This window comes from Oceanobacillus caeni (genome assembly GCF_042678465.1).
GTDB classification, from domain to species: Bacteria; Bacillota; Bacilli; order Bacillales; family Amphibacillaceae; genus Oceanobacillus; species Oceanobacillus caeni.
This window is the reverse complement of record NZ_JBHTKV010000001.1, coordinates 274790-301077: the sequence shown is the minus strand read 5'-3', so window position 1 is coordinate 301077 and position 26288 is coordinate 274790. Positions and strand designations below refer to the sequence as shown.

22 protein-coding genes and 1 pseudogene are annotated in these 26288 nt (G+C 36.5%); 22 read left to right on the top strand and 1 reads right to left on the bottom strand.

The window, feature by feature from the left end; all coding sequences use genetic code 11:
- The first annotated feature begins 12 nt into the window (after positions 1–12).
- From pdhA to yhbH, 21 genes and pseudogenes are all read left to right on the top strand, one after another.
- Positions 13–1092, top strand: coding sequence for a pyruvate dehydrogenase (acetyl-transferring) E1 component subunit alpha (gene pdhA, locus ACFQ18_RS01455; RefSeq protein ID WP_244986858.1), 1080 nt, complete (start codon positions 13–15; stop codon positions 1090–1092).
- A 10-nt stretch (positions 1093–1102) separates the two neighbouring features.
- Complete coding sequence (locus tag ACFQ18_RS01450; protein ID WP_047184852.1) at positions 1103–2083, top strand: alpha-ketoacid dehydrogenase subunit beta; 981 nt, start codon at positions 1103–1105, stop codon at positions 2081–2083.
- Positions 2084–2351: 268 nt separating this feature from the next.
- On the top strand, positions 2352–3404 hold the full coding sequence (locus ACFQ18_RS01445) for a zinc-dependent alcohol dehydrogenase family protein (RefSeq protein ID WP_047184851.1): 1053 nt from the start codon (positions 2352–2354) through the stop codon (positions 3402–3404).
- Positions 3405–3649: 245 nt separating this feature from the next.
- A complete protein-coding gene (locus ACFQ18_RS01440; RefSeq protein WP_047184850.1) occupies positions 3650–4237 on the top strand; it encodes a TetR/AcrR family transcriptional regulator in 588 nt (195 codons plus the stop codon).
- A 21-nt stretch (positions 4238–4258) separates the two neighbouring features.
- Positions 4259–5029, top strand: coding sequence for a 3-hydroxyacyl-CoA dehydrogenase (locus tag ACFQ18_RS01435; RefSeq protein WP_047184849.1), 771 nt, complete (start codon positions 4259–4261; stop codon positions 5027–5029).
- Between the two features lie 199 nt (positions 5030–5228).
- Positions 5229–6380: a thiolase family protein gene (locus tag ACFQ18_RS01430; protein WP_047184848.1), complete on the top strand. Its 1152-nt coding sequence runs from the start codon at positions 5229–5231 to the stop codon at positions 6378–6380.
- A 40-nt stretch (positions 6381–6420) separates the two neighbouring features.
- Complete coding sequence (locus ACFQ18_RS01425; RefSeq protein ID WP_204797659.1) at positions 6421–7557, top strand: CaiB/BaiF CoA transferase family protein; 1137 nt, start codon at positions 6421–6423, stop codon at positions 7555–7557.
- A gap of 81 nt (positions 7558–7638) precedes the next feature.
- A complete protein-coding gene (locus tag ACFQ18_RS01420; protein WP_047184846.1) occupies positions 7639–8409 on the top strand; it encodes an enoyl-CoA hydratase in 771 nt (256 codons plus the stop codon).
- Between the two features lie 19 nt (positions 8410–8428).
- A complete protein-coding gene (locus ACFQ18_RS01415) occupies positions 8429–9415 on the top strand; it encodes an NAD(P)H-dependent flavin oxidoreductase (RefSeq protein ID WP_047184845.1) in 987 nt (328 codons plus the stop codon).
- Between the two features lie 25 nt (positions 9416–9440).
- Positions 9441–10217 carry an enoyl-CoA hydratase/isomerase family protein gene (locus tag ACFQ18_RS01410; protein ID WP_257454685.1) on the top strand — a complete coding sequence of 259 codons (777 nt, stop codon included), beginning with the start codon at positions 9441–9443 and terminating at the stop codon, positions 10215–10217.
- 32 nt (positions 10218–10249) lie between these two features.
- Positions 10250–11290: a phosphotransferase family protein gene (locus tag ACFQ18_RS01405; protein WP_047184844.1), complete on the top strand. Its 1041-nt coding sequence runs from the start codon at positions 10250–10252 to the stop codon at positions 11288–11290.
- Positions 11291–11521: 231 nt separating this feature from the next.
- Positions 11522–13135 (top strand): long-chain fatty acid--CoA ligase, encoded by a 1614-nt coding sequence (locus ACFQ18_RS01400; RefSeq protein WP_186301031.1) that lies wholly within the window; start codon positions 11522–11524, stop codon positions 13133–13135.
- A 300-nt stretch (positions 13136–13435) separates the two neighbouring features.
- Complete coding sequence (locus tag ACFQ18_RS01395; RefSeq protein WP_379565549.1) at positions 13436–13576, top strand: hypothetical protein; 141 nt, start codon at positions 13436–13438, stop codon at positions 13574–13576.
- A pseudogene (locus ACFQ18_RS01390) lies at positions 13560–14219 on the top strand (AMP-binding enzyme); the annotation flags it as partial. The gene ACFQ18_RS01395 and the pseudogene ACFQ18_RS01390, both read left to right, overlap by 17 nt.
- Before the next feature lie 295 nt (positions 14220–14514).
- Complete coding sequence (locus ACFQ18_RS01385) at positions 14515–16104, top strand: long-chain-fatty-acid--CoA ligase (RefSeq protein ID WP_145542792.1); 1590 nt, start codon at positions 14515–14517, stop codon at positions 16102–16104.
- Positions 16105–16382: 278 nt separating this feature from the next.
- Positions 16383–17267 carry an NAD(P)-dependent oxidoreductase gene (locus tag ACFQ18_RS01380; RefSeq protein ID WP_145542790.1) on the top strand — a complete coding sequence of 295 codons (885 nt, stop codon included), beginning with the start codon at positions 16383–16385 and terminating at the stop codon, positions 17265–17267.
- A 211-nt stretch (positions 17268–17478) separates the two neighbouring features.
- On the top strand, positions 17479–18813 hold the full coding sequence (rpoN, locus tag ACFQ18_RS01375; RefSeq protein WP_060667599.1) for an RNA polymerase factor sigma-54: 1335 nt from the start codon (positions 17479–17481) through the stop codon (positions 18811–18813).
- A 244-nt stretch (positions 18814–19057) separates the two neighbouring features.
- Positions 19058–19885, top strand: a complete 828-nt coding sequence (locus ACFQ18_RS01370; protein ID WP_165589171.1) for an aldo/keto reductase — start codon at positions 19058–19060, stop codon at positions 19883–19885.
- Between the two features lie 200 nt (positions 19886–20085).
- Positions 20086–20388: a heme biosynthesis protein HemY gene (locus tag ACFQ18_RS01365; RefSeq protein ID WP_060667598.1), complete on the top strand. Its 303-nt coding sequence runs from the start codon at positions 20086–20088 to the stop codon at positions 20386–20388.
- Positions 20389–20638: 250 nt separating this feature from the next.
- A complete protein-coding gene (locus ACFQ18_RS01360; protein ID WP_047184836.1) occupies positions 20639–22534 on the top strand; it encodes a PrkA family serine protein kinase in 1896 nt (631 codons plus the stop codon).
- Positions 22535–23009: 475 nt separating this feature from the next.
- Positions 23010–24179, top strand: coding sequence for a sporulation protein YhbH (gene yhbH, locus ACFQ18_RS01355; RefSeq protein ID WP_047184835.1), 1170 nt, complete (start codon positions 23010–23012; stop codon positions 24177–24179).
- A gap of 78 nt (positions 24180–24257) precedes the next feature.
- Here yhbH and ACFQ18_RS01350 read toward each other — a convergent pair whose 3' ends face one another.
- Positions 24258–24608, bottom strand: coding sequence for a hypothetical protein (locus ACFQ18_RS01350; RefSeq protein ID WP_060667597.1), 351 nt, complete (start codon positions 24606–24608; stop codon positions 24258–24260).
- A gap of 208 nt (positions 24609–24816) precedes the next feature.
- On the opposite strand from ACFQ18_RS01350, the gene ACFQ18_RS01345 reads away from it, so the two are divergent.
- Positions 24817–26226 (top strand): SpoVR family protein, encoded by a 1410-nt coding sequence (locus tag ACFQ18_RS01345; RefSeq protein ID WP_145523876.1) that lies wholly within the window; start codon positions 24817–24819, stop codon positions 26224–26226.
- The last annotated feature ends 62 nt before the right edge of the window (positions 26227–26288 follow it).

The window sequence follows — 26288 nt, the reverse complement described above, 5'->3', positions numbered from 1 at the left end:
AGGGAGAATTTGATGATTAATATTTTCGAAAAACATCAACCAACGGAGATGTATCAAATAGTAAATGAAAGAGGGGAATATAACGAAGCAGCGTTAAACGATTTAAACTTAAATAATGAGCTTCTTCAAAACATGCATTATTGGATGCTAAAAGGAAGAATCATGGATCAAAGATTTCTAAAGTTACACCGACAAGGAAGGATTGGAACTTATGGACCTTTTTCGGGTCAAGAAGCAGCACAGGTAGGAAGTGCCTTGGCATTATCGAAAACAGATTGGGTTGTACCAAGTTATCGAGAATCCTTAGTTTCCATGATACATGGAACAAGTTTAAAACAGTTTTTAAGCTATCTGAAAGGTTATTTTGGAGGAAATAGACCACCAGAAGATGCCAAACTATTTCCTATCCAAGTAATCATAGCTGGGCAAGTACCGCATGCTGTTGGTTGTGCTTGGGCATCTAAACTTAAGAAGGAAGATAGTGTGACAACCGTTTATTTTGGGGACGGAGCAACATCACAAGGTGATTTCCATGAAGGACTAAACTTTGCAGCTGTTTATAATGTTCCTATCGTATTTTTCTGCCAAAACAACCAATGGGCGATTAGTACCCCATTTGAAAAGCAAACAACTAGCGAAACCATTGCACAAAAAGCAATTGCGTATGGAATGAAAGGTGTCCGAGTCGATGGGAATGACGTTTTAGCTTGCTATCAAGTAGCGAAGGAAGCTATTGAAAAGGCGAGAAAGGGAGAAGGGCCAACTTTAATTGAAGCGGTTACGTATCGCAGGGAATCTCATACTACTGCAGATGATTGGACGAAATACCGAAGTCAAGAAGATGTGGACGCATGGGTTAAAAAAGATCCAATTGTTCGCTTCGAACGTTTCTTAATGAATAAAGGTTTATTAACGACAGAAAGAAAGGAAGAAATGGTTAAGCAATTTGAGGAAGAAATTGAAAAAGCCGTAAAGGATTTTGAGGGGACACCTTTACCACCCGCTCATGAAACATTTGATTATGTTTATGAAAAACCTCATCCACAGTTGTTAAAGCAAAGAGAGGAATTTAAAAATAGGCTAGAGCGTTAGGAGGAATAGTATGCGTAAACTCACGATGATTGAAGCCATTCGAGAAGCGATGGAACAGGAAATGGAAAAAGATCAAAATGTGATTATTTTAGGAGAAGATGTTGGAGTTAATGGTGGGGTTTTTCGAGCGACAGATGGCTTGCAGAAAAAGTTTGGAGAAGATCGTGTATTTGATACTCCTTTGGCAGAGTCAGGAATTATCGGAACAGCAGTTGGTTTAGCTATGAATGGAATGCGTCCAATAGCAGAAATTCAGTTCCTTGGATTCATTTATCAAACAATGGATCAAATTTGTGCACAGGCGGCTAGAATGAGGTATCGTTCTGGCGGCAGATTTACAGTCCCTATGGTAATTAGAAGTCCATTTAGTGGAAATGTAAGATCACCGGAATTACATTCTGATAGTCTAGAAGCATTATTTATGCATTCACCAGGATTGAAAGTGGTAATACCTTCTAACCCATATGATGCAAAAGGATTACTCATTTCTGCTATTCGTGAAGAGGATCCAGTGCTTTTCTTTGAACCTATGAAACTATACCGTTCTAGTCGGGAAGAGGTACCTGAAGAACCTTATGAGATTCCAATTGGAAAGGCATCCGTTATAAAAGAAGGAGAAGATGCCACCATCGCCACATATGGTGGAACCGTCCCAATGGTATTGAAAACGGCACAAGCTTTTCAAGAAAAGGGGATTAACTTGGAAGTAATTGATTTAAGAACGATTAGTCCAATAGATACAGAAGCAATTAAAGAATCTGTAGATAAAACAGGTAGATTAATGATTGTTCATGAAGCAGTGAAAACTGGCGGAGTTGGAGCAGAGATTGCAACTATTGTAAGTGAAGAATGCTTATATTCTCTAGCAGCACCAATTGTAAGGGTAACAGGTTATGATACTCCTTATCCTGTCCAAACGGTTGAGGATGATTGGCTACCGAATGTGGAGCGTATTACAGAGGGTGTAGAGAATCTATTATCGTATCAATAGATGAAAAAAAGATGGAGATTAATGTAAGGGTTATCAAAATTTGAAGTGACAAGGGAGGCTAAATAAGCTTTAATTATTCCCATTATTTAATGAATATTAGCAGATATGGATTCAGATGATTTTGTAACGATCATGTATCAAATTAAAAATATGATAAATCGATGGGGGTGAAAAATATTATTCTGTAGAGGTATGGATGTTTAATAGTAAATACGGTTTAGGGACCGTTAGCTGTCAAACTATTAATATATAAATGGGGAGGAATAACATGAAAGCAGCACAAATAATTGAGTTAAAGAAACCTTTAAGGGTAGGGAATGTACCAGATCCAACACCGGGACCACATGATGTCATTGTAAAAGTGGAGGCAAGTGGAGTTTGTCGTAGTGATTGGCATACGTGGATGGGTGATTTGGATTGGGTAGGATTAACTACAGAGCTACCGCTTATTCCAGGCCACGAGATGGGAGGAGTTGTTGCAGAGGTAGGAAAAGAGGTAAAAAACTTCAAGCCTGGTGACAGAGTATCCACACCATTTCATGAGGCTTGTACACACTGTTCCTATTGCTTAAGTGGAAGATCGAATATTTGTGAGCATTCCCAAGTGTATGGAACGGTAAAGGATGGGGCTTATGCAGAATATATAAATATACCAAATGGTGATTTTAATTTAGTTCATCTTCCGGATGAGGTGGATTCATTAACAGCTGCTGCAATAGGGTGCCGCTATATGACCGGTTTTCATGGAATTAGTCGTTCAAATATAAAACCAGGTGAATGGTTGGTAGTTAATGGAACAGGCGGAGTCGGTTTGTCAGCGGTTCAGGTTGGTAGTGCTGTTGGGGCACAAGTAATTGCAGTAGACGTTGATGATAAGAAATTGGATATGGCAAGAAAAGAAGGTGCAGTCGTAACAATAAATGCTCGTAAAGAAAATGTTCCTGAGGCTGTTAAAGAAATTACAAAAGGTGGTGCACAAGCTTCCATTGATGCACTCGGTATAAGAGAAACCATCTTAAATTCAATTCTGTCATTAAGAAAAGGTGGACGACATGTGCAAATTGGTATTACAACTAGTAAGGAGTCTGGGATTGTTGATATACCAATAGATGTAGTGACTTTAAGTGAATTGGAGATTATTGGTAGCTATGGAAATCCTAGAACAGAATACGATGGATTACTAGGATTGATAGCACAAGGAAAATTAAATCCTAAATCACTTATATCAAGAGAAATATCATTAGATGGTGTTACCGATGTGTTTAATGCAATGTCTAATTATCAAACATATGGTTTTAATATAATTACGGACTTTTCGTAATAACGTTAAATTAATTGATTGATGGTAGAGAGAAAGTTATGTCTACGCCGTAAAGATCCCATCATTGTGGGGATGAAGAACTCCCCCCAATGATGGACTTCTTTATGTAACATGACCATTTACTTTTCTCATTTTGTTTTTTTAAGTGCTTTTGCGCCTTTTCAAATTTAACTTGACATTTAAAAAATGAATATTTAGAATTGTATTAACTACATAAGAATATATTACCTAAGGGATGTGTCATTTTGTCATTACGAGAAAAGAAGGCCGAAAAGAAAAAGAAAGAGATCATCCAATCTGCATTAAGTATTATTGCAGAAAAAGGCTATCATGCAACGACAATGGAAGACGTTGCTGCTAAGCTTCTGATGACAAAAGGTTCGGTGTATTATTACTTCAAAGATAAACAGGATTTATTGTTTAAAAGTCAAAAAATGCTACTAGAACAAAGTATTCAAAACATCGAGGAGATAATGTCTAAAGAATTACCTATTATTGAGAAATTGCAAAAAGTCATGGTTGTTCACATCGAATTTTTAATTACGGAACGAACTGGATTTGCAATGGGAGCAAGACCAGATCAATTTTTTGCAGGTGATCAATTACAAGAAATAATTTCGTTAAGGCAGAAATATAGTCATTGTATCGATAAACTTATTGCACAAGGGATAGAAAGCGGCTACTTTAATAAAGTAGATACGAAGATTGTTCGAAATATCATTTTAGGTGCGATGAACTATGTTATTGAATGGTATTCATCAGATGGCAGTAAAGATAAAAATGAATTAGCAAAATCTATTTCAGATTATCTATTAAGAATCCTTATTAATTAAATCATGAGGGGAGAGCTATTTATGGAATTAAATCAAGTATCAGCTGTTATTACAGGGGGAGCATCGGGACTAGGCGAAGCTACGACCCGAAATATTATTTCTAAAGGTGGAAAAGTAACGATTCTAGATTTGCAGGAAGATAGAGGAAGAAATTTAGTAGAAGAACTTGGAGAAAACGTTACGTACATTAAAACAGATGTAACTAGTGAAGAAAGTGTTCAAGCAGCTCTGGAACATGCTGTAAGTACATTCGGCAATATAAATACACTTGTTAACTGTGCTGGAATTGGAATTGCTGAAAAAACCTATAGCAGTAAAAAAGGAGTACATGACCTAGGAACATTTAACAAAGTAATACAAGTAAATTTAGTTGGAACATTTAATGCCATTCGTCTTGCTGCAGAAAAGATGAGTGAAAATGAACCAAATGAGAATGGAGAAAAGGGAGTAATTATCAATACTGCTTCGGTTGCTGCCTATGAAGGACAAATAGGTCAAGTAGCGTATAGTGCTTCGAAAGGCGGTATTGTTGGTATGACATTACCAATTGCTAGAGATTTGGCTTCTGAAGGTATTAGAGTGCTTACAATTGCACCTGGATTATTTGAAACACCATTATTTGCAACAGCATCAGAAAAAGTTAGAACGGCATTAGGTGCTATGGTTCCTTTCCCTTCTAGACTAGGATATCCTAAGGAATACGGACAACTAGTACAAAGTATCATCGAAAATCCAATGTTAAATGGGGAAACAATTCGTTTAGATGGCGCAATTCGTATGCAGCCTAGATAATCTTTCTTTTTTATATAGGTTAATGGTATAATTGCACATGTAAAATTCCGAATGTTTAAAATACAATAGACTAAATCGATGGAATATTTGTAGGTGGTCTATTTTCCAGTAAAAGTAACTATTAATCGTAAAAGGTTAATTTTGATTCTGTTTAGAATGTAAGGGATTTCAAAAATACGAATGAAAGAGGGATAGGAATATGCGTGAAGCTGTTATGGTGGAGTGGGTTAGAACGCCTGTCGGAAAAAGAAATGGTGCATTAAGTGGGATGCGTGCGGAGGATTTAGCTGCGAAACCGTTAGCGGAAGTAGTGAAAAGAGCTGGTATTTCTCCAAGTTTAGTTGAAGATGTCATTTTTGGTTGTGTTGCCCAAGTCGGGGAGCAATCATTGGATATCGCAAGGGTTGCGGCATTACAAGCAGGATTCCCTATTGAAGTCCCCGGTACCACAATAGATAGACAGTGTGGATCTAGCCAACAAGCTGTTCATTTTGCGGCGCAGGCAATTATTAGTGGCGATATGGATGTTGTTATTGCTGGCGGTATTGAAAACATGTCTCGTGTGCCGATGGGGGCGAACCGTTTAGATGTTGATTTTAGTGAAGAATTAACATCGAAATATGAAATGATCCACCAAGGATTATCAGCTGACCGCATTGCGGAAAAATGGGGATTCTCTCGTGAAGAAATGGATACGTTCTCACTAGAAAGTCATCAAAAAGCAATTAAAGCTCGTAAAGAAGGACGATTCGAGAAAGAAATTATGCCATTAGAAGTTACTTTACCAGATGGCACTACAGCGGTACTCAAAGATGATGAGGGGCCACGAGAAAATACCAGTGTTGAAAAATTGGGGAGTCTAAGACCTTCATTTAAAGAAGACGGAAATATTACGGCTGGTAACTCCAGTCAAATTAGTGACGGGGCAAATGCTATTCTTCTCATGTCACGTGAGAAAGCAGAAGAACTAGGATTAAAACCTAGATTCAAAGTCCATACGCGTACAGTTGTAGGTTCTGATCCAACATTAATGCTTACAGGTCCAATTCCAGCTACACAAAAAGCACTTGAAAAATCAGGACTTACCATTGATGACATTGATATTTTTGAAGTAAACGAAGCATTTGCGCCTGTACCTATGGCTTGGTTAGTGGAAACTGGAGCAGATCCTAAGAAATTAAATCCAAATGGAGGAGCAATCGCACTGGGTCATCCGCTTGGTGCTAGTGGTGGTCGTTTAATGATTACGATGATGAGTGAGTTAGAAAGAACTGGTGGCCGCTACGGACTACAAACGATGTGTGAAGGACACGGTATGGCGAACGCTACCATTATTGAAAGATTAGATTGATAGAAAATAATTACTTTTTAATATGAAAGGAGGAAACCCATTGCCATTAACATCCATTCGAGTATTAGATTTATCACGGTTATTACCTGGACCCTACTGCTCGATGCTTCTTGCTGATTTCGGAGCAGAGGTTATTAAAATTGAGGAACCTGGTATTGGTGATTATGCAAGGGAAAACCTACCAAAATTAGATAAGGACAGTGCATTCTTTCATTCATTAAATCGAAATAAGAAGAGTGTATGTTTGAATTTAAAATCAGCTGAAGGTAAAGAAAGCTTTCTTAGGCTTGTTAAAGAAGCTGATGTAGTAATTGAATCATTCCGACCTGGGGTAATGAAGCGATTGGGATTAGATTATGAAACGTTAAGAGAAGTGAATCCAGGTATCATTTATTGTGCGATAACAGGATATGGTCAAGATGGTCCATACGCTAATTTTCCGGGCCATGATGTTAACTATACTAGTTATGCAGGCTTGTTAAATTTGATGGGTGAAAGAAATGGAAAACCCCAAATTCCAGCAGCACAAATAGCTGATATTGGTGGAGGGGCTCTTCCAGCCGCAGTTGGTATCTTACTTGCATTATTTGGAAGGGAAAAAACTGGTAAAGGTCAAATAGTAGATATTTCGATGTTAGATGGGGTTATTTCTTGGCTACCAACCCTTTTACCAGGTTTTCTGGCTACAAATGAACATCCGAAAAGAGGAGAGTTAGTTTTAAGTGGGAAACTAGCTTGCTATGAAGTATACCAAACGAAAGATGAAAAATGGTTGTCTGTTGGGGCACTTGAACTAAAATTCTGGAATGAATTTTGTAAAGCCATAGGGAGAGAAGATTTTATTTCGAAATTAGATGCACCAATGGAAGTTCAAGATCAAATGAAAATAGAAATTCAAAACATTATTTCACAAAAGTCACTAGATGAATGGATGGGAATTTTCTCTGAGGTAGATTCATGTGTGGCACCAGTTCTTTCATTCGATGAGATGATAGAAAACCCACAAGTAAAAGCACGAGAAATGATTAAAAATGTAAATCACAGTGAATTAGGATCGATTAAACAAGTTGGAATTCCAATTAAACTATCAGAGACCCCTGGAGAAATAAAAAATCTAGCACCAAAATTAGGGGAACATACAAAAGAGATTTTGGAAGAAATCGGGGTAATCAAATAAATAGAGAAGGGTTTGCATATCTTTAGAAAAGAGAATGCAAACCTTATATTCTATTAAATAAAATATTAGGGAGATGATGACATGCTTGAATTATTATCTGTGAGTAAAAAAAATGGGGTTGCAACAGTTACGATTGATAATCCTCCAATGAATGTCCTTAGTCAACAAGTAAATAAGGAATTAGATATCGTATTTAAACAACTACAAGAAGACAACGAGATAATCTCTATTATTCTGACAGGTGCAGGAGATAGAGCTTTTATGGCTGGTGCCGATATTAAAGAGTTCCCTGATCGTGACGTAAAAAAAGAGGATGAAATTGATATTCATGCCGTTCTAAATGGGATTGAAAGTATTCCAAAACCAACGATAGCCATGTTAAATGGATTTACACTTGGTGGTGGGTTAGAACTGGCTTTAGCTTGTGATATTAGAATTGCAGAGGATCATGCGAAAATTGGACTACCTGAAGTGAATCTAGGTTTATTACCAGGCGGTGGGGGTACACAGCGCCTTCCAAGAATTGTTGGACCTTCTAAAGCGAAAGAAATGATGTTTACGGGAGATCCATTAAGTGCTGAAGAAGCTTATAGATTAGGAATTGTAAACCAAGTTGTATCAAAAGGAACAGGGATGGAAGCAGCTGAAAAACTCGCAGGTAAATTAGCGAGTCAATCTCTTCAAGCTTTAAGTAGAATAAAACACTTAGTAAATGTGGGAAGTGAATTGCCGTTAGAAGAGGGCTTACAAATGGAGAAACAATTATTTAATGATCTATTTGTAACAGCAGATGCGAAAGAGGGAGTTAGTGCATTTATCGAAAAAAGAAAACCTGTATTCACACATAAATAAATTCTATGGAGGTTCATTCATGCGTAGCGAAGCAATAGAAAGAATTAGAAATTCAGTAGATTTACCAGTTATTGTTGCACCAATGTTTTTAATTAATAGTCCTAAAATGGTTATCAATTCCTGTGCCTCAGGAGTCATTGGTACTTTTCCAGTTTTAAATGCAAGAACAGATGAAATGTTAGAGAATTGGATGAAAGAAATTACATCAGAGTTAGATAGGTTAAAACGTGAAAATCCAGATAAGAAAATTGCACCATGGGGGGTTAACTTTATCGTTCATCGTTCCAACAAACGTTATGTGGAAGATTTAGAGTTAATTAGAAAATATCAACCTCCAGTAGTTATTACCTCTCTTGGTGATCCAGAACCAGTTGTTGAAATTGTTCGTGAATATGATGGAATTGTATTTTCTGATGTAATCAATATTAAATTTGCTAAAAAGGCAATTGAAAAAGGAGCAGATGGTCTAGTTCTTGTTGCAAGTGGAGCAGGCGGACATGCAGGGACGTACAACCCAATTTCTTTCGTTCATGAAGTAAGAGAGTTCTTTGATGGACCTATCGCTTTATCTGGTGGGATGTCAAAAGGGGAAGATATTCTAATTTCGGAAATTTTAGGAGCGGATTACGCCTACATAGGTACAAGATTCATTCCATCAGAAGAAAGTATGGCACAAGATAGATACAAGGAGATGCTTGTAGAATCATCTATTGAGGATATTGTTTATACAGATGCATTTAGTGGGATCCACGCAAACTATTTAATTCCAAGTATTGAGGGAATGGGACTTGATCCAAATAATTTGAAGAAGAAAGATAAGATTGACTTCTCGGAACTTCGAAATAAGGAAGTAAAAGCATGGAAAGATATTTGGGGTGCTGGGCAAGGTATTGGACCAATTACAAAAGTTCAGACCGTTGCTGAAATTGTTGAAGAGTTAAGAGAGGGTTATGAGCAGGCGATTAAAGAGGTTGCTGAAAAAAGTTTAAAAACGTTACAAAAATAATCTTCAAAAATCGGGGTGAGAATATGTGGAAGTATTAAAAGTACGGAAAGAAAATCAAATTGCTTATCTTACCATGAATCGACCAGATAAAAGAAATTCCCTTTCCGATGATTTAGTGTCTGCGCTTCTATCTGCTCTTAAGGATGCAGAAAAAGATGATGATGTGAAGGCTATCATTTTGTCTGGAGAAGGGAAAGCCTTTTGTGCGGGAGGAGATATCGACTCCATGAAACCGGGGAGTAGCCCGAAAGAAGTGATGGATTCGATGAAAGAAACATCCGTCTTAACGAAAACAATCCTTAATTTGGATAAATTTGTGATTACGGCAGTGCATGGATTTGCGGCTGGGGCAGGATTTAGTCTTGCACTAGCTTCCGATTTTGTTATTGCTGATAAGAATACGTTATTTATTTCTAGTTTCAGGAACATAGGTTTAACTCCCGATTTAGGTCTTATCAAATTATTGGCCGATAATGTACCATTACAAACCGCAAAAGAATGGGTGGTTTCTGGTAGAAGAATTACTGCAGAAGAAGTTTATACAAAAGGAATTGTAAATCGATTATCCGAAAGCGGGAATTTACTAGAAGACGCAACAGAATTTGCACAATTCGTGGTAGAAGGACCACCAATTTCAAATCGGTTTGTAAAATATCTATTAAATCATGCAAGTGAATTCTCACATGAAATAGGCATCATGCAAGAAAATATCGTTCAATCCTTCATGTTTCAAACACAAGATTCCAAGGAAGGAATACAAGCGTTCCTAGAAAAGCGCCCCCCGAATTTCGCCGGAAAATAATAGTTGGTAAACAGAGAAAGGAGGATAGGTTAATGCAAAAGGATACAGCCGATAGATCAATAGATTGGAAGAAAGTAGAAGATTACATTCGTGCAAATTTAGATGGAATTCCTAATGGAGAAATGAAAATTAAGCAATTTACGGAAGGATATTCGAATTTAACCTACATGATTAAAATTGGAAATTGGGAAGCGGTATTAAGAAGACCTCCATTCGGATATACTCCTCCAAAGGCACATGATATGGAAAGGGAATACAGAATATTAGATAAGATTAATCCTGTTTTTCCTTTAGCTCCAAAGCCTTTCATATATTGCGAGGATCCTGAAATAATGGATAAACATTTTTATATCATGGAAAAAAGAAATGGTGTTGTAATTGATGATGATATCCCATCGCAATTTGGAAAAACAGAAGAAACTGGTAGAAATGTATCTGAAGCGGTTATTAAAGCCTTAGTTGATTTGCAAAGTATTGATATTGAAAAATCAAATCTTCGTGATATTGGGAAACCAGAGGGATATCTAACTCGTCAGGTTTATGGCTGGATGAAGCGCCATAAAAATTCAAAGACAGATGATATAGAAGGAAACATCGAAAACATTGAAAAATGGTTAGTGGATCATCTACCTACGAATGAAGAGGCTACCATTGTTCATAATGATTTTAAATTAAATAATATGATGTTTGATCGCAACGATTCAAGTAAAATCGTTGGAGTCTTTGATTGGGAGTTAGCAACGGTAGGTGATCCACTAACCGATTTAGGCTCCACTCTTGCATACTGGATTGACGAGGATGTAGATGTCGGGATTACCGCTGTGACAAGTAATGTAGGTTTTTATAATAGAAGAGAATTTCTGGAAAGATATGTCCAATTATCTGGTCGAGATGTAACCGATATTAACTTTTATTTAACATTTGGCTTTTATAAATTAGCGGGAATTCTACAGCAACTTTATTATAGATGGAAAATTGGTGAAGTAAAGGATGAGCGTTTTTCTACTTTAAATAAAGGTATTTCTAACCTAATGGAGCTAGCGGAAGATGCGCGGAATAATAGATTGCTATAGGAACGTTTATTGATTAAATGCATCTCATCAAATGGCTCATTTAAGAAGAGTATAAAGTGCTACTTCCTAAAAAAGTAGCACTTTCCGAGAAAACATCTAGTCGTTGATGGATGAACATTAAACATCTAGTTCACTTCCAGATTAAACTTGACATTATGGTTTCAAATATTTTAAATTTATAGTATACTGTAAACGTTTGCAATGAGTCTAAAGACAAAGGAGGAATGTATCATGATGGATACACAATTAACGATAGCCTCTATGATTAAACGAACTGAGCAATATTTTCCAAAGAAAGAAGTTATTTCAAGGACACAAAATGGTGTTCAAACATTCACTTATAAGGATATCATAAGTAGAATGAAACGATTAGGCAGTGCTCTTGAATCATTGGGAGTAAAAAAAGGAGACCGTGTGGGAACACTTGCATGGAACCATCACCGGCATTTAGAGGCATATTTTGCTGTACCAAGTATGGGGGCGGTTCTTCACACTATTAATTTTCGACTGTCCAAAGAACATTTGATATATATTATAAACCATGCGGAAAACAAAGTATTGTTAATAGATGAAGATTTATTTCCACTAATTGAAAATATTAAAGACGAATTAGAAACAGTAGAAGCATTTGTTATCATGACAGATAATAATACACTCCCAGAATCCTCTCTACATCAAGTTTATTCCTATGAAGAATTGTTGAAAAGGGCTGATAATTCCTATGAATTTACAGCAGAAATTAAAGAAAATGATCCAGCGGGAATTTGTTATACATCCGGTACAACTGGAAAACCAAAAGGTGTAATCTATTCCCACCGAGGGATCTATTTACACAGTATGGCATTAAGTATGAAAGACACCCTAGCTTTGTCCGAATCGGATATTGTTTTACCAGTTGTTCCGATGTTTCATGTAAATGCTTGGGGTATGCCATTCGCAGCTACTTGGATGGGGACAACACAAGTATTTCCGGGTCCTAACATGACACCAAAAATAATTGCAGAAATGATAGAAAAATACAAGGTTACTTTTTCAGCGGGGGTTCCAACGATATGGTTAGGTTTGCTAAAAGAATTGGAAGAAGGAACATATAATACTAGCAGTCTACGGGGTTTATTATGTGGTGGTTCCGCGGCACCAAAAGGCATGATTCATATGTTTGAATCCAAGTATGGAATTCCATTCTTGCACGGATATGGCATGACAGAGACCACTCCACTTGTATCGGTAACACGTTTTAAAAGTTATCAATCAGAACTTCCAGACGATGAACGTCTAGAAATACTTTCTAAACAAGGATTAGTAGTTCCCGGAATTGAAATAAAAGCAGTGAATGAAAACGGGGAAATCAAGCCTAATGGAAAAGAAATGGGTGAACTACTCATTCGCGGTCCTTGGATTGCAGATGCTTATTACAAAGGAGATAGTAATTCGGAATCCTTTCAAAACGGATGGTTACATACAGGGGATGTCGTAACTATTGATGAGGAAGGTATTATTAAAATTGTAGATCGCACGAAAGATTTAATTAAGAGTGGTGGGGAATGGATTTCATCTGTGGATTTAGAAAATGCAATTATGGCACATGAATCCGTTTTTGAAGCTTGTGTTATTTCCGTTCCTGATCCAAAATGGCAGGAAAGACCTGTCGCTTGTATTGTCTTGAAAGACGGTCCGGGGCACCAAGTTACAAAGGAAGATATTATTGAATTTTTACGACCACAATTTGCAAAATGGTGGTTACCTGATGATGTGCTATTTTTAGATGAAATTCCGAAAACATCTGTTGGTAAATTCCTAAAGGCTAAACTTCGTGAACAGGTTGAAAACCAATTAGCGTTATAGGCATTTAATATTGATCCAAAACACCAATTATTAGGCAGGAAGTATCAACCTTTCTTTCCTGCCTAATGTATTATACACAACGCTGGTATCTATATGGACTTTATTTGCAGAATATTCTATATTGTTGTCTTCCTTAAATTCTCTCACCTTAAGCTTCTGTGAAACAAGGAAGGTAGGAGATCAATTGCTCATAAAGGTCTAATAAGTACGACTAACCTCAATGGGGGATGATGGAAAAACCTTCACTGATGGAAGTCTTCTTTATGTTAGAAAAGACTTTAATATATTGGAGGATAGGATATGCTAAGTTTTTGGAACGAATTGCAACCTCTTATCCATGAGGAAACCATTAATGGTATAAATATGAAGACCTATAAAAATAGACCTAAGAATCTTAACCAAACCCTAAAAGAAAGTGTTAAACGGAAGAGCGATATATGATCACTATGGTGCTACAGAGCTAGGCATGATTGTAAATAACTACAATATTACTAATATGGCAATAAAACCTGGATCAATGGGTTTACCGCTACCGGGATACAATATTGCATTAGTGGATGGAGAGGGGAATCCGGTTAATCGAGGAGAGGCTGGTCAAATAGCACTGGATTTATCGGATGATATCACTGGCTTTGGTGGGTATTGGAAAAACCCCGAAAAAGTAAAAGAGAAAATGCTAGGTAATTGGTTTTTATCCGGAGACCTTGCTAAACAAGATGAGGATGGTTACTTTTGGTTCCAAGGCCGTGCTGATGATGTAATTTCAAGTGCCGGTTATCGCATCGGGCCAACGGAAGTAGAGGCTAGTCTAATGGAACATCCTGCAGTATTAGAAGCAGCAGCAGTAGGTAAGCTGGATAAAACAAAAGGTGAAATTGTAAAGGCATTCATTGTCCTGAATGAAAATTATGAACCATCTGCAGCACTTAAGGAAGAGTTAAGTCTTTATGTGAAGAACAAGCTGTCCAAACATCAATATCCTAGGGAAATTGAATTTATAAATGAATTTCCAAAAACTCAAAGCGGAAAGACACAACGTTACTTATTGAAGAAAAGGGAATATGAAAAGTATCCAAAGGGTTAAAAGAATATTTCTTTTGCTCGATCTTTTTCAACCTCTTTTTTGAACAATCATTTATAGGGGAATATGTAAATTAATACTAGTAAATAACTCCTTGCCAATGTAAGGAGTTATTTATTATTTCGATTAATACGAATTAACTTAATTTTATTGACAATTACTTACTCTGTCACTAAAATTAGATATATGTAATCGGTTTCAACTCAGTTGAAAAACATGGCTAATAAGATTAAGTACAAAGCACATTTTTGAGCTCGGAAGAATTAAAAGTAATTAAATAGAAAAGGAGCTGTTATGGATGATTACACCACTAACTCCACTTGATTGGAAACGAAGAGCGATTAAATATTATCCAGACAAAATTGCTGTGATTGATGAGAATAAGGAATTTACATATAGGGAATTTGGGGAGCGAACAGATCGATTAGCGGTTGCTTTACATGAAGCTGGTATCCGGGAGGGTGATCATGTTGCGGTAATGCTACCAAATACACACTATATGCTTGAAAGCTTCTATGGAATTAGTCAATTAGGTGCGGTAACGGTTCCATTAAACTATCGGATTTCAGCATCTGATATGGAATACATTATTAATCATAGTGATGCAAAAATGTTAATTGTCGATGCAGAGTTTGCTGCACCAATTGAAGAAATTATAGACAACTTATCATTAGAGAACATCATTTTAGTCCCTGTAGAAGGACACAATTCTTCGCTAAAAAGTATAGACTACGAAATATTTCTTAATCATGCATCTTCAGCTACACCTCCAGAAGTCGAAATAGATGAAAATCAGTTACTTACAATCAACTACACGAGTGGAACTACCTCAAGGCCAAAGGGCGTTATGCAAACTCATCGCAGTAATTATATTAATGCAGCAGATTTCATGTACCATCTAAACGTCAAACATGATGATGTATATTTGCACACATTACCTATGTTCCATGCAAATGGATGGGGAGGTGTTTGGGCAATAACTGCAGCTGGAGCTACACATGTCTGTTTACGAAAGGTTGATCCTCCAAAAATTCTAGATTTATTTGAACAAAAAGGAATTACTTTATTATGTGGGGCACCAACTGTAATTAATATGCTCGTTAATGATCCAAACGCAAAAGAAGCAAAGATTACGACAAGTCCACGTATGGCGACAGCGGGATCACCCCCGGCAGCGGCACTAATTCAAAAGGCGCAAGAGATTTTAGGATTAGATATGATGCATGTTTATGGTTTAACAGAAACATCGCCATTTATTTTATATTGTGAGTGGAAGAAAGCTTTTGACTCCAAGTCTATGGATGATCAAGCTTCAATTAAGGCAAGACAAGGGATTGAGCTTGCTTTTAACGGAGAAACAAAAGTAATTCGACCAGATGGTGAGGAAGTAAACTGGGATGGGGAAGAATTGGGGGAAATTGTTACTCGAGGAAACGTTGTTATGAAAGGATACTATAAGGATCCTGTAAAAACGGAAGAAGCGATTAAAGATGGATGGTTCCATACCGGTGATTTAGCAGTTACCCATCCAGATGGATATATTGAAATTCGTGATCGTGCGAAAGATTTAATTATCTCGGGTGGAGAAAACATTTCTTCTACAGAGGTGGAAGGAGTTCTTTATAAACATCAAGATGTATTGGAAGCGGCGGTTATTGCCGTACCAGATGAAAAGTGGGGAGAAGTACCAAAAGCAATTATTGTTCTTCAACCGGATGCGAAAGTAATTGAACAAGATATAATTGATTATTGTCGTAATAATATGGCGCATTTTAAGGCTCCAAAAATGGTAGAGTTTGTGGAAGATTTACCAAAAACGGCTACAGGTAAGCTACAGAAATTCCGCTTGCGAGAAATGCATTGGGGAAGTGCTAAAAAGGTGAATTAACATTCTACTATTCTGAAAGTCTCAAGATTAATTTTGCCCAAAGTAAAATGGAGTAGCTAACGTAATAGAAATATCGGTTGAAAATTATCTTCACTCAGCCAATGGATGCTGAGTGAAGGTATTATATTTAGGAAGTGGACAAGATGTCTCAATTATTATTGAGTCCTTGTTATCATTGTTTTTTGGGTATCTAAAAATAGGAAGATTTGAAAAGTCGAGTCTACTGCGGTCATTGATTATGAAGCCCATTCATGTGATATAAAAGGGGATGTTATTTTATGAAACGCATTGGTTTTGTTGGTTTAGGAAATATGGGTTTACCGATGTCAAAAAACTTCGTTAAGAATGGAAACTACCGGGTGTTGGGTTATGACTTAAATGAAAACGCTGAACGTTTGCTTCAAGAGGTGGGAGGTGGCATCAGTCCTTCGATAGCTGAAGTGGTGGAGAATAGTGAAGTAGTATTTACCAGTCTGCCTTCCACTAAAGCAGTGGAAGACGTATACTTAGGTGATGATGGGATAGTAGAAAATAGTCATCCAGATATGATATTAGTTGATACAAGTACTGTTGCTCCAGAAATGAACCAGAAAATCGCAGAAGCTGCTGATTTGAAGGGGATAGGTTTCTTGGCGGCACCTGTAAGTGGTGGGGTGATTGGGGCGGAAAATCAAACCCTTACCGTGATGGTTGGGGGTTCGAAAGCTGTATACGAGAAGGTACTTCCTACATTGAAAGTACTTGGCGAGAACATTTTCCATGTTGATGAACAAGTGGATAGCGGAACTACCGTTAAATTGATAAATAATCTTTTAATTGGCTTTTATACAGCTGGGGTCAGTGAGGCTCTACATATAGCTAACAAAAAGAATATTGATCTAGACGACTTGTTTTCGATGTTAAACGTCAGCTACGGACAGAGCAGAATTTTTGAGCGGAATTACAAAAGCTTTATTTCTAAGTCAGATTATAACCCGGGCTTTACCTTGAAGTTACTATTGAAGGACCTTGGATTTGCTATGGAGGTTGCCGAACAGGAAGCACTTGATTTGCCAATTAGCAGGGCGTTATTTGATCGCTATCAAGAAGTAGTTACGGCTGGCTATGGTGATAAAGATATGGCCTATTTATATGAAATAGTAAGAGAGAAAACGTGGAAGTAGAATGAATAAATGAAGAGGTTTATCCCACCTATACGTATAGTAAGACTCCCACCTCAAGATTCTGAGGAAGGTGGGGGATAAAGGAAAACCCCCACTTTATTGATTAAAATGAAATAGCTTATTGCGCAATTAATGTTAGTATAGTAAAATTAATTTTAAATATTCGTACAATATTGTTCTACTATGTAAACGTATACATTGGGGGATAATGATGAAACTTGGATTGGATCAAAAGCAAACCATCAATTTGGTGATGAGTCCGGAACTTCGACAGGCAATATCTTTATTACAATATTCAACCTTGGATTTATTCCAGTTTATTCGGGAGCAGGCGATAGAAAATCCGCTTATCGAATTAGAAGAAAAAAATACATCGGTACAGTTTGAAGAAAAATATAGCATGATGGGAAGTAAATTTTATTCACGAAATGTTAATACGGAAGATGATTATGTTAGTCCACTTGATTTCTTATCCACAAAAGAAGGTGGGTTAGATCAGTATTTACTAGAACAGGTAAAATGGTTATCCATTAGCGAGGGAGAAAAATCTATTCTTACCTATCTCATATATAATATAGATGAAAATGGATACTTACCAATGTCTAATAAAGAAATTGAAGTTCAATTAGACATTTCTCCTCAGGAAGCGGAGCATGCTATTAAGTTGTTACAAGGGTTAGAGCCTTTAGGTGTGGGGGCACGAAATTTAAAGGAATGTTTAATACTGCAAGCTCAAGAGTACTATCCGGATGAGTCTTTAGTAGCTTATGTAATTAAGAATTATTTAGAGTTACTTTCAGAGAAAAAGTGGAAGAAAATCTCCACTGAATTAGGAATATCCTTATTAGAAGTAAAAAAAATCTATGAATATATTCAGACACTAAACCCTAGACCATGCTCCGATTTTACAAGTCCCCCCACCAATTATTTATATCCTGATATTTCGATAGAAAAAAAGAATGGAAACTACGTCATATCTCTGAATGACAGTTACTTACCTAATATTCATATCAATCAAGATTATGTGGGTTTAATTAGTGGAAAAGGTGATTGGTCAAAATATGTTACGGCTAATTACCAAAAATATTTATGGCTGAAAAAAAGTATTGAGCAACGCCGTTCTACTATATTAAAAATAACCGAATATATTGTAGAAAATCAGCAGGATTTTCTAGATAATGGATTTTCTTCAATAAAAGCGATGACATTAAAAGAAGTAGCAGAATCTATTGAAATGCATGAGTCGACCGTAAGCCGTGCAATTAGTAACAAAGTTATTCAAACCCCTATTGGTTCCTTTGAAATGAAAAGGTTATTCACATCTAAATTAGCTAGTAATACTGGGGAATATACATCTTCAGTAAAAGTGAAGATGCTTTTGGGGGAGCTTATACGTAATGAAGATAAACAAAAGCCATATTCTGATCAAAAGATAGCTGATTATTTGAGTAAGAAGCATGGGATAACTATTTCTCGGAGAACGGTGGCTAAATACCGTGAAGAGTTAAATATATTATCTTCTGCTAAAAGAAAAATGATCTATTAGGGCGTGCTCAAAAAGAAGGGGGAAGAGGTCAGAGGTCTGCTAAATGTGCAACGTCCTAGGCCTCCGATTGCTCGTTCCACCGTAAAGGTTTGTTGGAACGCCGATCTAGGCAGGGGCATGTCATTTTCACCGGACTTTGAACATCCTCTATTTGTTTTGAATTTAAAAAAAGTTTAGTTTCATTAACGGCAGCTGATGCATTATGATAAGATAAGGGTAGAATCTAAGAATGGGAGGAATTCTTTTGATCACCAATTTACAGGATACAGTCACGTTAAATAACGGTGTGAAAATGCCAGGATTTGGTCTTGGGGTATATAAAATGGAAGATGGTCAAAGTGTTGTTCAATCGGTTAAAGCTGCGTTGAAACATGGATATAGACTTATTGATACGGCTTCCTATTATCATAACGAAGAGGGTGTGGGGCAAGCCGTTAGAGAATCTGGTATTCCAAGAGAAGAGATTTTTGTTACCTCCAAGGTTTGGAATGATCAGCAGGGCTATGACAATACATTAAAAGCCTTTGAAGATAGCTTGGAAAAACTAGGCCTTGATTACTTAGACCTTTATTTAGTTCACTGGCCAGTTACTGGAAAGTTTAAAGATACATATAGAGCATTGGAAAAGATTTATGAAGAAGGAAAAGTACGTGCAATTGGAGTAAGTAATTTTCAAGTACATCATTTAGAAGATTTATTAAAAGACTGTAAGGTAAAGCCGGTAATTAATCAAGTCGAGTATCATCCTCATTTAACACAAGAAGAATTAAAAGTATATTGTGAAAAAGAAAATATTCAACTTGAAGCATGGGCTCCGCTTAAAAGAGGGGGAGTCTTTGATGAGCCTATTATTCAAGAGCTATCTGAAAAATATCGCAAAACCCCTGCGCAGGTTATTTTACGATGGGACGTTCAACATAATGTTGTCACAATTCCAAAGTCGGTAAAAGAACAACGAATTATCGAGAATGCCGATATTTTTGATTTTTCATTAACGAAAGAAGAAGTGAAACAAATAGATAGCCTAAATCGAAACGAAAGAAGCGGTCCTGATCCAGACACTTTTGTATAATATGTAAACGAACGAATCCAGTAGCGAATGGCTTACTGGATTTTTTACTTATAAACAATCTTAGATATTAAATATTCCATTATTGGTTAGACTGATTAAAAATAGTGCTATGTTACAAGTTTCTTTAGATGACAGTTAATAGTTGCCTGTGTGATAATTATGATGGAAAAATATTTAGAAGTGAATAGGAGTAGAAATAGATGAAGGTTAAAATAAATAGAAACGCAGCAAAAGAATTAAAGAAAATGTTAGAATCAGATGAAGCGGAAGGAAAAATGATTCGTATCCATATATCTCATATGCATGGAGACCATGCGCATTATGGGATTTCATTTGATACTCCAGGAGAGCATGATGAAGTAGTAAAAACGGATAAAGATATTGATATCATTCTGGATACTCGAGAAGAGCTTTTAGATGGAATTTGGATTCAATATTTCTATGTTGATAATGAAGGGTTTGTTATTACGAATCCTTCAAAAGGTGGACATCACCATCTTTAATGAGGAAAGTCCTTGTCATTTTACGGGTGACAGGGGCTTTTTTTGTCAGAAAGCATAACACTTTCTCCCCCGCATAAGTATCACTTCTTATTCGACATTAATTCCCCGAGGATTACGAAAAGGCCTAGAATTTTGACGATAGTTATTTCTTAATGTAGAAGCGGATGTAATATTCAAACTTTTAGTGAATGAGACGAGATGTACGTGCATAGAATTTATAAACCGCAGTAATGATGGAGGGAGAGTATAAATGGATATTCTAGGTAAGGTAAGAGATTACCGTGATAAAGAGGAAAGTTTGAAATGGGAAGGTACTTTTGCGGAATACTTGGAAATTTTAAAAGAAAGGCCAGAAGTTGCACAGCCTGCCCACTCCCGTATTTATAATATGATTAAAGATGCTGGAATAGAAGAGGTTGATGGAAGAAAGACATATAAATTTTTTAGTAAAGAAATATATGGTTTGGAAGAGGCAATAGAAAGTTTAGTGGAGGAGTATTTTCACCCTGCTGCAAAACGACTTGATGTTAAAAAACGTATTTTACTATTGATGGGTCCAGTTAGTGGTGGGAAATCCACCATTGTTAGTATGTTAAAACGTGGAATGGAAGAATATTCACGTACAGATGCTGGAGCGGTGTATGCGATCAAAGGCTGCCCAATGCATGAAGATCCACTGCACTTAATACCACACCATTTACGAGATGATTTTTACGAAGAATACGGCATTCGAATTGAAGGTAGTTTATCCCCACTTAATACGATGCGGTTGGAAAAGGAATATGATGGTAAGATTGAAGACGTTGAAGTAGAAAGAATCTTTTTCTCAGAAGATAAACGGGTTGGAATTGGAACATTTAGTCCATCTGATCCGAAATCCCAAGACATTGCGGATTTAACTGGTAGTATTGATTTCTCCACCATTGCAGAATATGGTTCTGAGTCAGATCCGAGGGCCTACCGTTTCGATGGGGAGCTGAATAAAGCGAACCGTGGGATGATGGAATTCCAAGAGATCTTGAAGTCAGATGAGAAATTCCTCTGGCATTTACTATCTCTAACACAAGAGGGGAATTTTAAAGCCGGTAGATTCGCCCTGATAAGTGCTGATGAACTTATCATAGCGCACACAAACGAAGCGGAATACCGTTCGTTTATTTCTAACAAGAAAAATGAGGCGTTACATTCAAGGATTATTGTGATGCCGATTCCTTATAATCTCAGAGTGGATGAAGAAGAGAAAATCTATGAGAAAATGATAAAAACGAGTGATATGGCCCATGTGCATGTTGCTCCACATGCTTTAAAAGTAGCAGCAATATTCTCTGTTCTTACTAGATTAAAAGAATCTAAAAAACAGGGTGTGGATTTACTTAAGAAGTTACGCTTATACAATGGAGAGAGTGTGGAAGGGTTTAACGATATCGATGTAGAGGAATTAAGGAAAGAGTATTCGGATGAGGGTATGGATGGAATTGACCCGAGGTATGTGATCAACCGAATTTCATCTACCATTATTCGAAAAGATGTACCGTCTATTAATGCTTTAGATGTTTTACGTTCATTAAAAGATGGACTGGATGCTCATGCATCGATTTCGAAAGAGGATAAAGAAAAATATATGAATTATATTGCAATTGCTAGAAAGGAATATGACGAAATTGCGAAGAAAGAAGTTCAAAAAGCTTTCGTGTATTCGTATGAAGAATCCGCTAAGACGTTAATGGATAATTATCTGGATAACGTGGAAGCATATTGCAACCATAATAAACTAAGAGATCCGTTGACCGGAGAAGAAATGAATCCAGATGAAAAACTTATGCGTTCTATTGAGGAGCAAATTGGTATCTCTGAGAATGCGAAGAAAGCTTTTCGTGAAGAAATTCTAATCAGGCTATCAGCGTTTGCGAGAAAAGGAAAACGTTTTGATTATAATTCACACGAACGTCTCCGTGAAGCTATTCAGAAGAAACTATTTGCTGACTTAAAAGACGTTGTAAAAATCACAACCTCATCGAAAACACCAGATGAGTCACAGCTGAAGAAAGTAAACGAAGTTATCGCTCGTTTAATTGACGAGTACGGTTATAACTCCACTTCAGCAAACGAATTATTACGTTATGTAGGAAGCCTATTGAATCGATAAAGTGATGCTAATTCACTGGGGATTGTCGTATTCTCCCACAGATTAGTCAAACTTTTCGGGGTTCTACTGAATGTTTTCCCCACTTAAAGTGGTGGTCTTTCATCCAGTAAAGACGGATAAAAATTAGGTTTAAGCTGTATGATGTATTGTCTTTTAGAAAACAGGGCTAATATTATACATTAGTCCTGTTTTTTTTATCTATATTGGAATTGTTATTTCAGTTAGTACGATGAAAAGCTTTAGAAGCTATTAATCCAACAATCTGCACTTGTATGTATTGTCTATATTTTTGAAAAAGTAGCAATAACTAAATAGGTTTTGCATATGATAAATAAAGTAATCTAGTTACTTTTAAAAAATTCTTTTAAAGATAATATTAGAAAACTAAGGCATAGACAGGACTTTTAGCGAATGCTTTAGTTGCATATTTTGCTATCTGTTAAAGAAATTTCAAAGGAAAAGGAGAGGATCGTAATTGTCGGAAAAGCGTAAGACGAATTTCATTGTCTCCCAGGAAAACTGGACTCTCCATCGTAAAGGCTATCAAGATCAACAAAGACATATTGAAAAAGTAAAAGATGCTATAAAAAATAACTTGCCTGATTTAGTGACAGAGGAAAACATTATTATGTCGAATGGCCGTGAAATTGTAAAAATACCTATTCGTTCTCTTGATGAATACAAAATTCGTTATAACTATAATAAGAATAAACATGTTGGCCAAGGTGATGGAGATAGTCAAGTTGGCGATGTCATTGCGAGGGAACCTGGTAGAGGTGATCAAGCGCAAGGGAGCGGTCAAGGAAAGAAAGCGGGTGATCAGCCTGGAAGGGATTATTATGAAGCAGAAGTTTCCATTGAAGAAGTGGAAGAAGCTCTATTTAGAGATTTAGAATTACCGAATTTAGAACAAAAGGAACAAGATGAAATAATTGTAGAAGATATTGAGTTTAATGATGTCCGTAAGAAAGGGCTTATGGGTAACATTGACAAGAAACGAACGATATTAACTGCTCTTAAGCGAAATGCTAGGGAAGGGAAAGCGTCCATTGCACCAATTTATAATGATGACCTACGATTTAAAACATGGAATGAAGTGGTCAAGCCGGAATCAAAAGCGGTTGTACTTGCAATGATGGATACAAGTGCATCTATGGGAACATTTGAGAAATACATGGCTAGAAGTTTCTTTTTCTGGATGACAAGATTTTTACGAACGAAGTATGAATCTGTAGATATTGAATTTATTGCTCATCATACAGAAGCAAAAGTGGTATCCGAAGACGATTTCTTCAATAAAGGAGAAAGTGGAGGTACCATTTGCTCTTCTGCTTATATAAAAGCTTTAGAACTTATTAATGAGAAGTATAATCCGAAACGTTATAATATTTATCCATTCCACTTCTCAGATGGTGAAAATATTACATCTGACAATGCGAAATGTATTGATCTGCTTGGTCAAATTATGGAAGTGTCTCAAATGTTCGGTTATGGTGAGGTAAATGGATATAGTCGATACTCCACATTAATGAATGCGTATCGTACGATAGAAGATCCTAAATTTAGACACTATATTTTAAAAGAAAAACGTGACGTATACCATGCAATGAAAACATTCTTTAAAAAAGAAGAAGAGCTTGTATAATAGAGTCCCCGCATTTTGCGGGATTTTTTGTTTTAGTGTGAATGCTGGTAAAGAAACCGGCATGAGCCGGTTTCCATTTTATTCAATCGTTTCTATTGTGTATACACCTCTTGAAGTACTCACTATAAAACGAGAACCATCATATTCATACATTGCTGAGTCCTCGAGAGGAATTTCATATAATTCAGACGGGAGTGACTCGTACTCATTTATTGTGGTTCCAATGATACCACTTCCATTTAAATTCAGGGAATAGATTGGTTCATAACCATCGATGGTTCCCCCGTTTTTAGAATATGAAATGGCACTTAAATCCATTAACGTCTCATCAAAATCATCCAATTCATGCTTTACGATTTTAATTTGTTTCCCATTCCATTGTCTTATTAAATCGTTAAATTGTTCGATTGTTAGAAAATGCTGATTCATGTCCATCCCTCCAGTATATAAAGTTTCCTGTTTCCGATGAAATCATACAGTAATGGGAAGACTATTCACATCATTCTACAAAAGTATAACTAAGATATATTCGCTAAAGTTTTTGATGAACTCCGAGTTTTCTAGGAATTCTTTTCATTTATTCCTTACTTCATTCATAAAATGTATAAAGCGATTTTGGAGGGGATTCTACTTGTCGATGACAAAGGAGCTAGAGTTTGCGATAGAGGAGATTACGGAAATAGCCGAGCATTTTGGCCTTGACTTTTTTCCAATGCGTTATGAAATATGCCCTGCCGATATTATTTATACATTTGGAGCTTATGGGATGCCTACAAGGTTTTCACACTGGAGTTTTGGAAAACAATTTCACAGAATGAAACTCCAATATGATCTTGGTCTTAGTCAAATTTACGAGCTGGTTATTAACTCAGATCCTTGTTATGCCTTTTTACTCAACACGAATACACTGATTCAAAATAAGTTAATCATTGCCCATGTTTTAGCACATTGTGATTTTTTCAAAAATAATATTCGTTTCTCTAAAACAAGAAGAGATATGGTAGAAAGTATGACAGCAACAGCGGAACGTATTGCAGATTACGAAATGAAATATGGGAAAGATGAAGTTGAAAAATTCTTAGATGCAGTATTGTCTATTCAGGAACATATTGATCCATCTATTATTTCGTCTAGGCTTTCGTATGAGGAATTAGAATGGATGGAAGAAGAGGAAGAAAAAGTAGTGAAGCAATCTCCATATGATGACTTGTGGAGTTTGGATGAAAAGCCAAAAGAAAAGAAACCAGTAGGAAGAAAAAAGGAAAGAAAATTCCCGCCACAACCAGAGAAAGATATTTTATTATTTATTCAAGAATACAGTCGTGAGTTAGAAGATTGGCAGCGTGATATTTTAACCATGATGCGTGAGGAGATGCTATATTTTTGGCCACAGCTTGAAACGAAAATTATGAATGAAGGCTGGGCATCCTTTTGGCATCAACGGATCATGAGGGAGTTAGACTTAACTACAGAAGAAACCATTGAGTATTCTAAATTAAATGCGGGGGTTGTTCAACCGTCAAGAACACAAATTAACCCTTACTATTTAGGATTAAAGATTTTTGAAGATATTGAAGAAAGGTATAACAATCCGACTGAAGATATGAAAAAATTAGGTTATAAGCCCGGTAGTGGTCGTGAAAAAATGTTTGAGGTTCGTGAAATTGAATCGGATATCTCCTTTATTCGTAACTATTTAACGAAAGATTTGGCACAAAAAGAAGATATGTATCTGTTTGAAAAGAAAGGTAGAGACTATCGTATTACGACAAAAGATTACGAGCAAGTTCGTGACCAACTAGTGTCTATGCGTGTGAATGGTGGGTTCCCGTATATAACGGTAGAAAATGGTGATTATAACCGAAATGGTGAATTATATTTAATGCATAACTATGAAGGAATTGAATTAGACCTTCACTATTTAGAGAATGTTCTTCCTTACGTTTATCAACTTTGGGGAAGGAAAGTCCATATGGAGACTGTTTTAGAAGGAAAAAAAGCACTATTTTCCTATGATGGGAATAAGGTGATGAGAAAGAGTATGTAAGAATAATAAAGCTTGGTAAGGTTAAATGAAAAATACCTTACCAAGCTTTTTCGGTTTCAGGT